Source organism: Brenneria izadpanahii, assembly GCF_017569925.1.
Classification (GTDB): domain Bacteria; phylum Pseudomonadota; class Gammaproteobacteria; order Enterobacterales; family Enterobacteriaceae; genus Brenneria; species Brenneria izadpanahii.
In genome coordinates this window covers 5,237,715-5,251,186 of sequence record NZ_CP050854.1, presented here as the reverse complement: position 1 = coordinate 5,251,186, position 13,472 = coordinate 5,237,715, and the positions used below count along the sequence as shown (strand labels likewise).

Genomic DNA, 13,472 nt, shown 5'->3' with positions numbered 1-13,472 from the left:
ATTGTGTCACCAGGGATGTCTTTGACCTGATTATTCCGGCTTTTTCCGGGTTCCCCGAGCCTTGTAGAGAGTGGGGATTATTATGTTTTGCCCTGCATTTTTTCTGATAGATCATCAAAACACAGAGCAAAACAGCCTCCGCCGCCGGCGAAGGCTAAAACCGGTTACTTCTTCTTCACCGGCCGTTGCCAGCCGGCTTTGTGGTTCTGCTCTTTACGGTTATAGACCAGATCCGCGCTATTTACGTCTTTCATCACCGTAGTGCCTGCGGCGATAGTCGCGCCTGCCGCCACCTTGACCGGCGCCACCAGTTGGGTATCAGAGCCGACAAAAACGTCATCGCCAATGATGGTTTTATATTTATTGGCGCCATCATAGTTACAGGTAATGGTTCCCGCGCCGATATTAACCCCCGCGCCAATATCCGCATCACCGAGATAGCTCAGATGGCCGGCTTTCGAGCCTTTGCCCAGTCGGGCTTTTTTTAGTTCGACGAAATTACCGACATGAGCGCCTTCTTCCAACTCAGCGCCCGGACGCAAACGAGCGAACGGCCCGATGGTACAGTTAGCTTCCAACACCGCGTCTTCCAGCACTGAGTATGGACTGATTTCACAATCATCACCAATGACGCTGTTTTTAATCACGCAGCCCGCGCCGATTTTTACCCGATGGCCCAATGTAACCTGACCTTCCAGCACCACGTTGGCATCAATAGTAACATCACGGCCGTGGCGTAATTCACCACGCAGATCAAAGCGGGACGCATCAAGCAACATTACGCCTTTCAGCAATAATTTTTCCGCCTGTTCACGTTGATAAATACGCTCCAAAGAGGAAAGCTGCAGACGATTATTCACCCCCTCCACTTCGCTCAAGCGCTCGGGATGCACCGCGACGACACGGCGCCCTTCGGCGGCCGCCATCGCAATAATATCGGTGATGTAATACTCGCCCTGTGAATTATCATTATTCAACCGGCTTAACCAGCGCTTCAAATCTTTGCCGCCGGCAACCAGAATTCCGGTATTGATTTCATTAATCCGACGCTGTTCATCGCTGGCGTCTTTATGCTCTACGATCCCGACGACCTCGCCGTTTTCACGCACAATACGCCCATAACCTGACGGATCGTCCAGCTTAACGGTAAGCAATCCGATGCCGCCCTGCGGCTTAGCCTGCAGCAAACGCTGCAGCGTCGACGGGGAAATTAACGGCACATCGCCGTACAACATCAGGATATCTTCATCATCGGCGAAATAGGGAGCGGCCTGCTGCATGGCATGGCCCGTACCCAATTGCTCCGCCTGCAACACCCAATTCAATTCCCGATCGGACAGCGCGCTCTTCAATAAATCCCCCCCATGCCCATAAACCAGATGAACATGCTGTGCGCCAACGGTCATTGCGGCATCAATCACATGCCGGACCATCGGTTTCCCGGCTAACGGGTGCAAAACTTTAGGAATATCGGAATACATGCGGGTACCTTTACCTGCAGCAAGGATAACCACACTCATAGCGCTGTTCGACATAAGCATCCTGACAAAAACTGATTGGCAGACCATCAATGGATAAAAGTAAACCTGTTATAACACAGAATTACTACCTATTTTTATAGCGGATTCATACTGAGAAGTCCGCTATCAGAGGGATATTTCATTATCACCGCAATATTATCGAAACTTATGCCGGATACAGGCGTTTTTTCTGGAAAACGCATACTGAAGCGCCAGATTGATCAAAGCAAAAAAGCCAGACAACTTTCGTTGACTGGCTTTTATCTATCAAAAGCTTATCTGTTACATCGCTTTTCTGGTCAGCTCGATAACGCGCAGCTTCGCAATTGCTTTCGTCAGTTCAGCGGACGCTTGGGCATAATCCACGTCGCCATGCGAATTACGGATATGATCTTCCGCTTTGCGTTTCGCTTCCAACGCACGCGCTTCATCCAGATCCTGCCCACGGATGGCGGTATCTGACAGTACGGTAACCATGTTCGGCTGCACCTCAAGGATGCCGCCAGACAGGTAGATATACTCTTCTTCACCGTGCTGTTTAACAATACGAACCATACCAGGCTTAATGGCAGTAAGCAGAGGGGCGTGTCCCGGATAAATACCCAGTTCGCCTTCGCTCCCCGTCACCTGGATCTTCTGCACCAGACCGGAGAACATTTCCTGCTCCGCACTAACTACATCCAGATGGTAAGTCATAGCAGCCATATCACCCTCCTACAAGGCGTTACAGTTTCTTGGCTTTTTCCATTGCTTCTTCAATGGAACCAACCATGTAGAACGCCTGCTCCGGCAGGTGGTCGTATTCGCCTTCCATAATACCTTTAAAGCCGCGAATGGTATCTTTCAGCGAAACATATTTACCCGGAGAACCGGTGAACACTTCCGCCACGAAGAACGGCTGCGACAGGAAGCGCTGGATCTTACGGGCACGGGATACGACCAGTTTGTCTTCTTCCGACAGTTCGTCCATACCCAGGATCGCAATGATGTCTTTCAGTTCCTGGTAACGCTGCAGAACAGACTGCACGCCACGAGCAACGTCATAGTGTTCCTGACCGACAACCAGCGGATCCAACTGACGGCTGGTGGAATCCAGCGGGTCAACCGCAGGGTAAATCCCCAGAGACGCAATCTGACGGCTCAGTACCACGGTTGCATCCAAGTGGGCAAAGGTGGTGGCCGGCGACGGGTCAGTCAAGTCATCCGCAGGAACGTAAACCGCCTGAACGGAAGTGATGGAACCGGTTTTCGTGGAGGTGATACGTTCTTGCAGCACGCCCATTTCTTCCGCCAGCGTCGGCTGATAACCTACCGCAGAAGGCATACGTCCCAGCAATGCGGAAACTTCCGTACCGGCCAGGGTATAACGGTAAATGTTATCGACAAACAGCAGCACGTCACGGCCTTCATCACGGAATTTTTCCGCCATGGTCAGCCCGGTCAGCGCCACGCGCAGACGGTTACCCGGCGGCTCGTTCATCTGGCCGTACACCAGCGATACTTTATCCAGTACGTTGGATTCGGTCATTTCGTGATAGAAGTCATTACCTTCACGAGTACGTTCACCGACACCGGCAAACACGGAATAACCGGAGTGTTCGATCGCGATGTTACGGATCAGCTCCATCATGTTTACGGTTTTACCTACACCGGCGCCACCGAACAGACCCACTTTACCGCCTTTAGCGAACGGACACATCAGGTCGATAACCTTGATGCCGGTTTCCAGCAGTTCTTGCGAACTGGACAGTTCTTCGTAGCTTGGCGCCGCGCGGTGAATCGCCCAACGTTCTTCTTCACCGATGTCGCCTTTCATGTCGACCGGGTCGCCCAGCACGTTCATGATACGGCCCAGCGTTGCTTTACCAACCGGTACTTCGATCGGGTGATCCTGGTTAATTACATCTAACCCACGACGCAGGCCGTCGGAAGACCCCATTGCGATACAGCGAACAACGCCGCCGCCCAACTGTTGCTGAACTTCCAGCACCAGTTTTTCAGCACCGTTTTTTACCTCAAGCGCATCGTACACTTTCGGTACGGCATCTTGCGGGAACTCGACGTCCACCACGGCGCCGATTACCTGGATAATCTTTCCAGTAGCCATCTTGAATCCTCTACGTAATTCGACAATACGTAATTCGTAAACCTGGTTTAAACCGCGGAGGCTCCCCCGACGATTTCAGTGAGTTCCTGGGTGATGCTGGCCTGACGAGCCTTGTTGTATACCAACTGCAGCTCTTTGATCAGACTACCGCCATTATCAGTAGCGGCTTTCATCGCTACCATTCGAGCGGCTTGCTCACTGGCCAGGTTTTCTACGACGCCCTGATAAACCTGTGACTCCACATAACGGCGCAGCAGGGTATCCAGCAGCGACTTAGGATCGGGTTCATACAGATAATCCCAGGATTTTTTCTTCAACTCGCCGTCATCCGCTGGCGGCAACGGCAGCAGTTGAACCACAAGCGGTTCCTGAGACATGGTATTGATGAACTTGTTGCTCACAATATACAGCTTGTCCAGGCGGCCTTCGTCATAGGCTTGCAGCATGACCTTCACCGGGCCAATCAGTTCCGACACGGAAGGGTTATCCCCCATGCCGGTGACCTGAGCAACAACGTTCCCGCCTACCGAACCGAAAAAAGAGACCGCTTTGGAGCCAATCAGCGCCAAATCGATCTCAACGCTTTTCTCGTTCCAGGCTTTCATTTCAGCCAGCAGTTTTTTGAACAGATTGATGTTCAAACCACCGCACAAGCCGCGGTCGGTAGACACCACCAGATACCCAACGCGTTTAACATCACGCTCTTCCAGGTAAGGGTGTTTATATTCCAGATTCCCCAACGCAAGGTGACCAATCACATTGCGTATGGTTTTTGCATAAGGACGGCTGGCCGCCATACGATCCTGCGATTTACGCATTTTGGAAGCGGCGACCATCTCCATCGCTTTAGTGATCTTCTGCGTGTTCTGGACGCTTGCGATCTTACTACGTATCTCTTTTGCGCCGGCCATCTTAGCTTCTCCTCAAAGCCTTGCGGCCTGCAGTAAAGCAGGCCGCCGGGCGTTACCAGGACTGAGTTGCTTTAAAGGTGTCGAGGATGCCTTTGAATTTACCCTCGATCTCATCGTTATAAGCGCCAGTCTGGTCGATTTGTTGCAGAAGTTCGCCATGCTCGCGGTCGGCATATGCCAGAAGCGCCGCTTCAAAGCTACCGACTTTCGCCAGATCAACGTCTTCCAGGTAACCACGTTCCGCAGCGAACAGAACCAGAGACTGCTGAGCGACCGACATCGGCGCGTACTGTTTCTGTTTCAGCAACTCGGTCACTTTCTGACCGTGGCTTAACTGCTTGCGTGTCGCATCATCCAAATCGGATGCAAACTGGGAGAATGCCGCCAGTTCACGATACTGAGCCAATGCGGTACGAATACCGCCGGACAGTTTTTTCATCACTTTGGTCTGTGCGGAACCACCAACACGGGATACGGAAATCCCTGGGTTAACCGCAGGGCGGATACCGGCGTTGAACAGGTTGGATTCCAGGAAGATCTGACCATCGGTAATCGAAATAACGTTGGTCGGAACGAACGCGGAAACGTCGCCTGCCTGAGTTTCAATGATCGGCAGTGCGGTCAGAGAACCGGTTTTTCCTTTAACTTCACCCTTGGTGAAAGCCTCAACGTAGTCGGCGTTTACGCGCGCGGCACGTTCCAGCAGACGGGAGTGGAGGTAGAAAACGTCGCCCGGATAAGCTTCACGACCTGGCGGACGACGAAGCAGCAAGGAAATCTGACGATAGGCAACGGCCTGTTTGGACAGGTCATCATAAATAATCAGCGCGTCTTCGCCGCGGTCACGGAAATATTCGCCCATGGCGCATCCGGCATATGGCGCCAGATATTGCAGCGCGGCGGATTCCGACGCCGTAGCAACCACCACAATGGTGTTTTCCAGCGCGCCGTGCTCTTCCAGTTTGCGCACCACGTTGGAAATGGTGGACGCTTTCTGGCCGATAGCAACGTAGATACATTTGATGCCGGAATCACGCTGGTTGATGATGGCATCGATAGCCAGCGCGGTTTTACCCGTCTGACGGTCGCCGATGATCAACTCACGTTGACCACGGCCGATCGGGATCATGGCGTCGACGGATTTATACCCCGTCTGAACCGGTTGATCGACGGACTGACGCTCGATAACGCCAGGCGCAATCGCTTCAACCGCGGAAAAACCGTCGTGATCCAACGGACCTTTACCATCAATCGGCGCGCCCAGCGTATTGACGACACGCCCCAGCAAACCGCGGCCAACGGGCACTTCAAGAATACGGCCGGTGCATTTTACTTTCATGCCTTCGGCCAGATCCGTATACGGACCCATAACCACCGCACCAACGGAGTCGCGCTCCAGGTTCAGTGCAATCGCATAACGGTTGCCAGGCAGAGAAATCATTTCCCCCTGCATAACTTCGGCAAGACCGTGAATACGGATGATCCCGTCACTGACGGAAACAATAGTACCTTCATTGTGAGCTTCGCTCACTACATTGAACTGAGCAATGCGCTGCTTGATCAGTTCGCTGATTTCGGTGGAATTCAGTTGCATGCTCCAGTCCCCTTAAGACTGCAAGACGTCTGCCAGACGTTCCAGACGACCACGAATGCTGCCATCTATCACCATATCGCCCGCGCGAATAATCACGCCAGCCATGACAGACTTATCAATTTTGCAATTCAGCTTCACTTTGCGTGACAGACGTTGTTCCATCGCGGCAGCTATCTTCGATAACTGCTGCTCACTCAACGTATCGGCAGAAACAACATCGACATCGACTGTCGAATCCTGCGCCGCCCTCAGTTGAATAAATTGTTCCAGTACTTCAGGAAGCACCGGCAAACGTCCGTTCTCGGCCATGACCTTGATCAGGTTCTGACCGGCTTCATCAAGTTGATCACCACAAACGGCAATGAACGTTTTCGCCAGTTCATCCGGCGCCATCGCCCCGGACAACAGATCGGAAATCTGTTCATTACTCGCTACCTCAGCCGTGAACGCCAACATATTCTGCCAGCGATCAACGGCCTGATTCTCAACCGCAAAGTCAAAAGCTGCTTTGGCGTAGGGGCGAGCTACCGTGATAAATTCAGACATCAGCCCCTTCCTCCTTACAGTTCAGCGACCAGTTTATCAACGATGTCGCTATTAGCAGCTTCATCCACGGAACGTTCAATAATTTTCTCGGCACCGGCAATAGCCAACATAGCGACTTGCTTGCGCAACTCTTCACGAGCGCGTTTACGTTCGGCTTCAATTTCAGCCTGCGCCTGCGCCACAATTTTGTTACGTTCAGCTTCCGCTTCAACTTTAGCTTCATCCAGGATTTGAGCGCGGCGTTTGTTCGCCTGCTCAATGATGACCTGAGCATCAGCTTTAGCTTGTTTCAGTTGCTCCGTCGCATTGGCCTGCGCCAAGTTCAAATCTTTTTTGGCACGTTCGGCAGAAGACAAACCGTCAGCGATTTCTTTCTGACGTTTCTCAATGGCTGCCATAATCGGCGGCCATACATACTTCATGCAGAACCAGACAAACAGGACGAACGCAATGGCTTGGCCGAGGATTGTTGCGTTAATATTCACAGCACAATGCCTCTTTCAAAGTTAAATAGTTTGATGTTTCAACCCCAGCAGAAAACATTCCCGCTTAGGCCACCGCAAACATCACATACAGACCCAGACCAACAGCAATCATCGGGATGGCGTCGACCAGACCCATAACGATAAAGAACTGTGTACGCAGCAGAGGGATCAGGTCAGGCTGACGCGCAGCACCTTCCAAAAATTTACCACCCAGAATGCCGATACCGATCGCAGCACCGATTGCCGCCAAACCCATCATTAACGCGGCAGCCATGTACAGCAGATCCACACTCAGGTTTTCCATGACAGTCTCCAGTTTGTTTCAGTTAAAACGTTATTGTGTTGAAAGAAAATCAATGCTCTTCAGATGCCATCGAGAGATAAACAACCGTCAGAACCATGAAAATAAAAGCCTGAAGCGTAATGATCAAAATGTGGAAAATGGCCCAAGGCACATTCAACACCCATTGAGACCACCACGGCAGCAAGCCGGCAATCAGGATGAAGATCAACTCACCCGCATACATGTTGCCAAACAGTCGCAAACCAAGGGAAACAGGTTTAGACAGCAGGCTGACACCTTCAAGAATCAGGTTGATAGGAATAAATACCGGATGATTAAACGGCTGCATGGTTAGTTCTTTCACAAACCCGCCGACACCCTTCATTTTGATGCTGTAAAACAGGATAAGAATGAAAACGCCGAGCGCCATCGAAAGGGTGATGTTCACGTCAGCAGAGGGCACCACGCGCAGATAGGCGTGCGCCGGATCGTGGCCGAGAGCGCCGTAAATGGCGGCCCAGACCTGCGGCAGAAAATCGATGGGCAGCAAATCCATCAGGTTCATCAGGAAGACCCAGACGAAAGTGGTCAGCGCCAGGGGGGCAATCAGCTTACTTTTGCCGTGATACATATCGCGCACGCTGCCATCGACAAAGCCGATAATCAGCTCGACGGCCGTTTGCAATTTACCTGGCACGCCGCTGGTCGCCTTTTTAGCAACCCGGCGGAAGATAACCAGAAAGAGGATCCCAAGAGCGATAGAGAAAAACATCGAATCAATGTTAATCGACCAGAACCCCGTTCCCACCTGCAAGTGTGTCAGGTGATGACCGATATACTCTTGAGGAGTAGAGATTTCTCCTGATGCAGACATGATGTCTCTTACCCTTTTGTTGTTAATTACGGTAACGATTAACGATGGCCGGCGCCACTATCTGCATAACCAGCACCGATAAATAAGTCAGGCCAAGCGGAAAAAAGGCCGCTTTGAACATCCCTAACGCTACCACCAATAGTGCAATGGTGAGCAATACCTTAAGCGCCTCACCAATAGCAAACGACCAGGCAACGCGTCCATCCGCTGGTTTATTTGACTGATGACGCAAGGTAAACAGCACAAACAAGACGTTTGGCAACCAGGCCGCCAGCCCCCCGCCCAACGCGGAACTCCCGGCCTCAAGACTGCGAGCCGTAAACACCGCGCTCAGCAGAATAAACGTGGCTAACTGCAATAACAGCAACCTCAGAGCCGTTTTTCCGCTGTAAAGGGACACAGACATACGTTTGTTTTCTCCGTACCTCTAGAGGCATGCTGAAGACGTATAAAACTGCCTTTATCCCCTTGAGTCAAGCAGCAAAAAACGAGCAAATTATACGGGTCATACCTGCGAATTCAATCGATAAGTAGCGAAAAGGTGAACAATTATTTAAATCTCTTGCCAGAACCTCATTTTCGCTAACAACCATACTCGCATCAATGTATTGCAATTAATTTCTAACGCCCTCTAATCTGTGATACGCCTCACATAAACGCGCCTTTTAACATTTTATAGCGGATGGCGTCGTTTCTTGTCTTTAGCAGAGAGAGCTATTTATATTATTTAAATTCAATTAGTTAAAAAAACACTCATCAAAAACACGCGATAAACAGCGCATAAACCATTTGTTGACATTATTAATGTTTTTACTTTACCAATTTAACAAACAAATCAGCATGATTTTTGCGAGCGGGCAATTTTTTGATCGATGAACATTCATCTTGAAAGTAAATTTTTCAAAAGTAAAACAGTCATATGTGAAATATTGGTGATCGCTAACCATCAAAGCACACATAAAACGACCAGCAATGTGAATAACCGATAACAAGATATTAGTTATAATTTTTTTGATAAAACGCAAAATTAGTTTGGTTTAAGCACAATCAGATGACGCTCGCCTTCCAATTCCGGCACCGACAAGCTAATGGCCTGCTCTAGCCCAATCCCTTGCGGCAACGCCGCAAGCTCTTCTTCAGGTAATACGCCTTTCAAGGCATAGAAACGGCCGGACGGTTTGGCGGGAAGATGGTGACACCACTTAACCATATCCTGCAGAGAAGCAAATGCGCGACTGATAATACCATCAAAGGGAGGTTCGGCGGGAAAATCTTCGACGCGGCTTTGTACCGGTGAAACATTCTCAAGCTGTAGTTCGTGCTGAACCTGACGCAGGAAGCGAACGCGTTTTCCCAGGCTGTCGAGCAGCGTAAAATGCGACGCGGGGCGGACTATCGCCAACGGGATCCCCGGCAGTCCGGGCCCGGTTCCCACGTCGATAAAACGCTGCCCCTGCAAATGGGGCTCGACCACGATGCTGTCCATAATGTGTCTGACAAGCATTTGGCGGGGATCGCGAACGGAGGTCAAGTTATAGGCCTTATTCCACTTATTCAGCATCTCAACATATTGTATTAATAATATTTTTTGTTTATCTGAGATCACAATGCCGGCTGTTTTCAGCAGATTATCGAGAGTATTGTGCACAATAAGATCCTGGAATTATTTATGTGGATATCAGACTGGTGACAGGTATCCCCGCCTACCGCCGCAGGGATGGCGAAATCAGTAGGCAGGAACGACGGAAAACGCGCGAGAACGACTATCGCAAAGAATACGCGACCGATAGCCCCTTCGTCACCAGTTCAGAATGATAATGCAACCTCAACTCAGGCGCTGCGGCGCAGCAGACCTTGTTTTTTCAGCCATACCAACAGGATAGAGATCGCCGCGGGCGTAATACCGGAAATTCGGGAAGCCTGGCCGATCGAACCGGGTTTATGATCGTTAAGCTTGGCGATCACTTCATTAGACAGACCATTGACCTGGCGATAATCCAGCTCGGCCGGCAGAAGCGTATTTTCGTTACGCAGCTGTTTCTCGATTTCGTCCTGCTGACGGGCGATATATCCTTCGTATTTAACCTGAATTTCAACCTGTTCGGCGGCCTGTTCATCCGTCAACGCCGGGGCGAATAACGGCAGTTGGGTAAGCATGGCATAGTCGACTTCCGGACGACGCAGCAGCTCTTCGCCGTTTGATTCACGTGAAAGCGGCGTTTTCAGCAAGGCATTGACCTGATCCAGATGTTCGGATTGCGGATGGATCCGGATATCACGTAAACGCTGGCGTTCTTTTTCAATGCGTTCCAGCTTCTCATTGAAACGCGCCCAGCGATAGTCGTCCACCATCCCCAGTTCGCGGCCGATTTCCGTTAAACGCAGATCGGCATTGTCTTCCCGCAGCATCAGGCGGTATTCGGCGCGGGAGGTAAACATCCGGTAGGGTTCTTTGGTTCCCAGCGTGCAGAGATCGTCCACCAGCACCCCCAGATAGGCCTGATCGCGGCGTGGCGACCACCCCTCCTGTTCGAACGCCAAACGGGCGGCATTCAATCCCGCCAGCATTCCCTGAGCCGCGGCCTCTTCATAGCCGGTGGTGCCGTTAATCTGGCCCGCAAAGAACAGCCCGTGGATAAACTTGTTCTCCAAGGTATTTTTTAAATCGCGCGGATCGAAGAAATCGTACTCAATGGCATAACCGGGACGCACAATACGGGCATTTTCCATTCCGGTCATGGAACGTACGATCTGCCATTGCACATCGAACGGCAGACTGGTTGAAATCCCATTGGGATAAATTTCATTGCTGGTCAGCCCTTCGGGCTCCAGAAAGATCTGGTGCGAATTGCGATCGGCGAAGCGCATAACCTTGTCTTCAATGGAAGGACAATAACGAGGGCCGATCCCTTCAATGATCCCCGCGTACATCGGACTGCGATCCAGATTATTGCGGATCACGTCATGCGTTTTTTCATTGGTATGCGTGATATAGCAAGGCATTTGCGCCGGATGCTGGCTTGCCTGCCCCAGGAACGAAAACACCGGCATGGGATCGTCGCCATGCTGCTGCTTCAGTACGCTAAAATCGATGGTTCTGGCGTCGATACGCGGCGGCGTACCGGTTTTCAGGCGATTAACCCGCAACGGCAGCTCACGCAGGCGTCGCGCCAGCGGAATGGAGGGCGGATCCCCGGCGCGTCCGCCGCTGTAATTATCCAGACCAATATGAATTTTGCCATCAAGGAAAGTTCCCACGGTCAGCACGATGGCCTTGGCCCGGAACTTTAACCCCATCTGAGTCACCGCGCCCACAACACGATCGTTTTCAACGATAAGATCGTCAACCGCCTGCTGGAAGATCATCAGATTAGGCTGGTTTTCCAACGCGGTGCGGATCGCCTGCCGGTAGAGGACTCGATCGGCCTGAGCGCGTGTTGCGCGGACCGCCGGGCCTTTACTGATGTTTAGTATCCTAAACTGAATGCCTGCCTGATCGACGGCGCGAGCCATCAGCCCGCCCATGGCATCGATCTCTTTAACCAGATGACCTTTCCCGATGCCGCCAACCGCCGGGTTACAAGACATTTGCCCCAACGTATCGATATTGTGCGTCAGCAAAAGGGTTTGCCGTCCCATACGGGCTGAGGCCATTGCCGCTTCCGTACCGGCGTGACCGCCGCCGATCACGATGACGTCAAAAGGATCTGGATAAAACATGGTACTGCTCCTCGCATAGTTGCGAATGATCGTTACTGGCTCTGGGGAGGTGGATTCTACTCAACTTTAAGCAAACGACCAAGTAGGTTGGATCGTTGCTAATTAAAGAAAGATCTTTTTATTTAAAGATCTCTTTATTAGATCTCTTATTAGGATCGTCCATCCGTGTGGATAAGTGCTTATTCATGCTAAGGATCAATGAATTAATGAAGATCGTTAGCTGTGAATGATCGGTGATCCTGCAACGTATAAGCTGGGATCTTAATGGCTACTTGTGCACAGGGCAAAAAACGATCAGCAGTTGTTCTTTGGATAACTACCGCTTTCACACCTGAATTGAGCATAGTTATCCACATTCAACTGCTGAATATTTCACCTTAATTGAGTAAATTAATCCAGGATCCCAGCCACTCTTCTGCGGGATCCTCCGGGATTTCGTGTTGGGTGATGTCAATTCGCAGTATCTCGCCGATCCTTTTTGCGCCTAGCTGGCTAAGAATTCGATCCACTGTCAGGATCGCGCCGCAAAACGTATCGTACTCTTTACTGCCGATACCGATCGCACCGAAACTCACCTGGGAAAGATCGGGTTTCTGCTGTTCCAACTGTTCAAACAGCGGCTGCAGATTGTCCGGCAGTTCACCCGCTCCGTGAGTCGATGTGACCACCAGCCATAAACCGCTATCCGGCAGCTCATTCAGTTCGGGACCATGCAGCATTTCCGTGGAGAAGTTTTTCTTTTCCAGTATTTCGGCTAAATGCTCCGCCACATATTCGGCGCTGCCCAAGGTACTGCCGCTGATTAGCGTAATATCTGCCATACACCATCCCACCTGATAAAAGACGGGACATTGTACGCTGTGATCAGGCTGGGATCTACCTGTGGATAATAGGGGTATAGAAAAATGAGTTAGGGCGCGATCGTCCGCATAATGGGGTTTTGCAGGGAGATCAGCGTTTCAGTGGACTGTATCTCATCAATTGTTTGGATCTTGTTGATAAGTACGTGTTGCAGGGCGTCAATTGAGCGGCACATAACCTTAATAAAAATGCTGTAATGGCCTGTGGTGTAATAAGCCTCCACCACTTCTTCCAGGTTATTCAGCTTTTCCAGCGCCGACGGATAATCTTTGGCGCTTTTCAGAATGATGCCGATAAAACAGCAGACATCATACCCCAGCTGTTTCGGACTCACATCCAGCCGCGTGCCGATGATGATGCCCGCCTGTTTCATCTTTTCCACCCTGACATGGATGGTTCCGGGACTGACGGAAAACTGCTTCGCCAGTTCGGCATAGGGCGTTCGGGCATTGTCCATTAACGCAGAAAGAATGCCGCGATCGAGATTATCGATCTGATAGGTTTCCGACACGTTTTCTCCTTAAATCTTCATTTAATCGCGTTATAAGGTGATGGATTGACTCTTAAAGGG

Annotated in this window: 14 protein-coding genes; all 14 read right to left on the bottom strand. The window is 51.0% G+C overall.

Going from position 1 to position 13,472, the window contains the following annotated elements; all coding sequences use genetic code 11:
• Window positions 1–164: 164 nt before the first annotated feature.
• Entirely contained in the window at window positions 165–1,535 is a 1,371-nt protein-coding gene (gene glmU, locus HC231_RS23440; RefSeq protein ID WP_208229096.1) for a bifunctional UDP-N-acetylglucosamine diphosphorylase/glucosamine-1-phosphate N-acetyltransferase GlmU, read from the bottom strand.
• A 267-nt stretch (window positions 1,536–1,802) separates the two neighbouring features.
• A complete protein-coding gene (locus tag HC231_RS23435) occupies window positions 1,803–2,216 on the bottom strand; it encodes a F0F1 ATP synthase subunit epsilon (protein WP_208231500.1) in 414 nt (137 codons plus the stop codon).
• A gap of 28 nt (window positions 2,217–2,244) precedes the next feature.
• On the bottom strand, window positions 2,245–3,627 hold the full coding sequence (gene atpD / locus HC231_RS23430) for a F0F1 ATP synthase subunit beta (protein WP_208229095.1): 1,383 nt from the start codon (window positions 3,625–3,627) through the stop codon (window positions 2,245–2,247).
• Window positions 3,628–3,674: 47 nt separating this feature from the next.
• Complete coding sequence (atpG, locus tag HC231_RS23425) at window positions 3,675–4,538, bottom strand: F0F1 ATP synthase subunit gamma (protein ID WP_208229094.1); 864 nt, start codon at window positions 4,536–4,538, stop codon at window positions 3,675–3,677.
• A gap of 52 nt (window positions 4,539–4,590) precedes the next feature.
• Window positions 4,591–6,132, bottom strand: coding sequence for a F0F1 ATP synthase subunit alpha (gene atpA / locus HC231_RS23420; RefSeq protein WP_208229093.1), 1,542 nt, complete (start codon window positions 6,130–6,132; stop codon window positions 4,591–4,593).
• Window positions 6,133–6,144: 12 nt separating this feature from the next.
• Window positions 6,145–6,678 (bottom strand): F0F1 ATP synthase subunit delta, encoded by a 534-nt coding sequence (gene atpH, locus HC231_RS23415; RefSeq protein WP_208229092.1) that lies wholly within the window; start codon window positions 6,676–6,678, stop codon window positions 6,145–6,147.
• Between the two features lie 14 nt (window positions 6,679–6,692).
• The gene (gene atpF, locus HC231_RS23410) at window positions 6,693–7,163 is read right to left on the bottom strand and encodes a F0F1 ATP synthase subunit B (protein ID WP_208229091.1); all 471 of its coding nucleotides are present in this window, start codon (window positions 7,161–7,163) and stop codon (window positions 6,693–6,695) included.
• A 64-nt stretch (window positions 7,164–7,227) separates the two neighbouring features.
• Complete coding sequence (gene atpE / locus HC231_RS23405) at window positions 7,228–7,467, bottom strand: F0F1 ATP synthase subunit C (protein WP_005976545.1); 240 nt, start codon at window positions 7,465–7,467, stop codon at window positions 7,228–7,230.
• A 49-nt stretch (window positions 7,468–7,516) separates the two neighbouring features.
• Window positions 7,517–8,320 (bottom strand): F0F1 ATP synthase subunit A, encoded by an 804-nt coding sequence (atpB, locus tag HC231_RS23400; protein WP_208229090.1) that lies wholly within the window; start codon window positions 8,318–8,320, stop codon window positions 7,517–7,519.
• Window positions 8,321–8,342: 22 nt separating this feature from the next.
• Complete coding sequence (gene atpI / locus HC231_RS23395; protein WP_208229089.1) at window positions 8,343–8,726, bottom strand: F0F1 ATP synthase subunit I; 384 nt, start codon at window positions 8,724–8,726, stop codon at window positions 8,343–8,345.
• 621 nt (window positions 8,727–9,347) lie between these two features.
• Complete coding sequence (gene rsmG / locus HC231_RS23390; RefSeq protein ID WP_208229088.1) at window positions 9,348–9,968, bottom strand: 16S rRNA (guanine(527)-N(7))-methyltransferase RsmG; 621 nt, start codon at window positions 9,966–9,968, stop codon at window positions 9,348–9,350.
• Window positions 9,969–10,150: 182 nt separating this feature from the next.
• Window positions 10,151–12,040, bottom strand: coding sequence for a tRNA uridine-5-carboxymethylaminomethyl(34) synthesis enzyme MnmG (mnmG, locus tag HC231_RS23385; RefSeq protein WP_208229087.1), 1,890 nt, complete (start codon window positions 12,038–12,040; stop codon window positions 10,151–10,153).
• A 377-nt stretch (window positions 12,041–12,417) separates the two neighbouring features.
• A complete protein-coding gene (gene mioC / locus HC231_RS23380; protein WP_208229086.1) occupies window positions 12,418–12,861 on the bottom strand; it encodes an FMN-binding protein MioC in 444 nt (147 codons plus the stop codon).
• Window positions 12,862–12,950: 89 nt separating this feature from the next.
• Window positions 12,951–13,358, bottom strand: a complete 408-nt coding sequence (asnC, locus tag HC231_RS23375) for a transcriptional regulator AsnC (RefSeq protein WP_246494869.1) — start codon at window positions 13,356–13,358, stop codon at window positions 12,951–12,953.
• Window positions 13,359–13,472: the final 114 nt, after the last annotated feature.

Excerpts from the sequence above, each read along its gene's own strand:
- glmU (WP_208229096.1), bottom strand. The coding sequence starts at position 1,535 with ATGTCGAACAGCGCTATGAGTGTGGTTATCCTTGCTGCAGGTAAAGGT.
- HC231_RS23435 (WP_208231500.1), bottom strand. The coding sequence starts at position 2,216 with ATGACTTACCATCTGGATGTAGTTAGTGCGGAGCAGGAAATGTTCTCC.
- atpD (WP_208229095.1), bottom strand. The coding sequence starts at position 3,627 with ATGGCTACTGGAAAGATTATCCAGGTAATCGGCGCCGTGGTGGACGTC.
- atpG (WP_208229094.1), bottom strand. The coding sequence starts at position 4,538 with ATGGCCGGCGCAAAAGAGATACGTAGTAAGATCGCAAGCGTCCAGAAC.
- atpA (WP_208229093.1), bottom strand. The coding sequence starts at position 6,132 with ATGCAACTGAATTCCACCGAAATCAGCGAACTGATCAAGCAGCGCATT.
- atpH (WP_208229092.1), bottom strand. The coding sequence starts at position 6,678 with ATGTCTGAATTTATCACGGTAGCTCGCCCCTACGCCAAAGCAGCTTTT.
- atpE (WP_005976545.1), bottom strand. The coding sequence starts at position 7,467 with ATGGAAAACCTGAGTGTGGATCTGCTGTACATGGCTGCCGCGTTAATG.
- atpB (WP_208229090.1), bottom strand. The coding sequence starts at position 8,320 with ATGTCTGCATCAGGAGAAATCTCTACTCCTCAAGAGTATATCGGTCAT.
- atpI (WP_208229089.1), bottom strand. The coding sequence starts at position 8,726 with ATGTCTGTGTCCCTTTACAGCGGAAAAACGGCTCTGAGGTTGCTGTTA.
- mnmG (WP_208229087.1), bottom strand. The coding sequence starts at position 12,040 with ATGTTTTATCCAGATCCTTTTGACGTCATCGTGATCGGCGGCGGTCAC.
- mioC (WP_208229086.1), bottom strand. The coding sequence starts at position 12,861 with ATGGCAGATATTACGCTAATCAGCGGCAGTACCTTGGGCAGCGCCGAA.
- asnC (WP_246494869.1), bottom strand. The coding sequence starts at position 13,358 with ATGGACAATGCCCGAACGCCCTATGCCGAACTGGCGAAGCAGTTTTCC.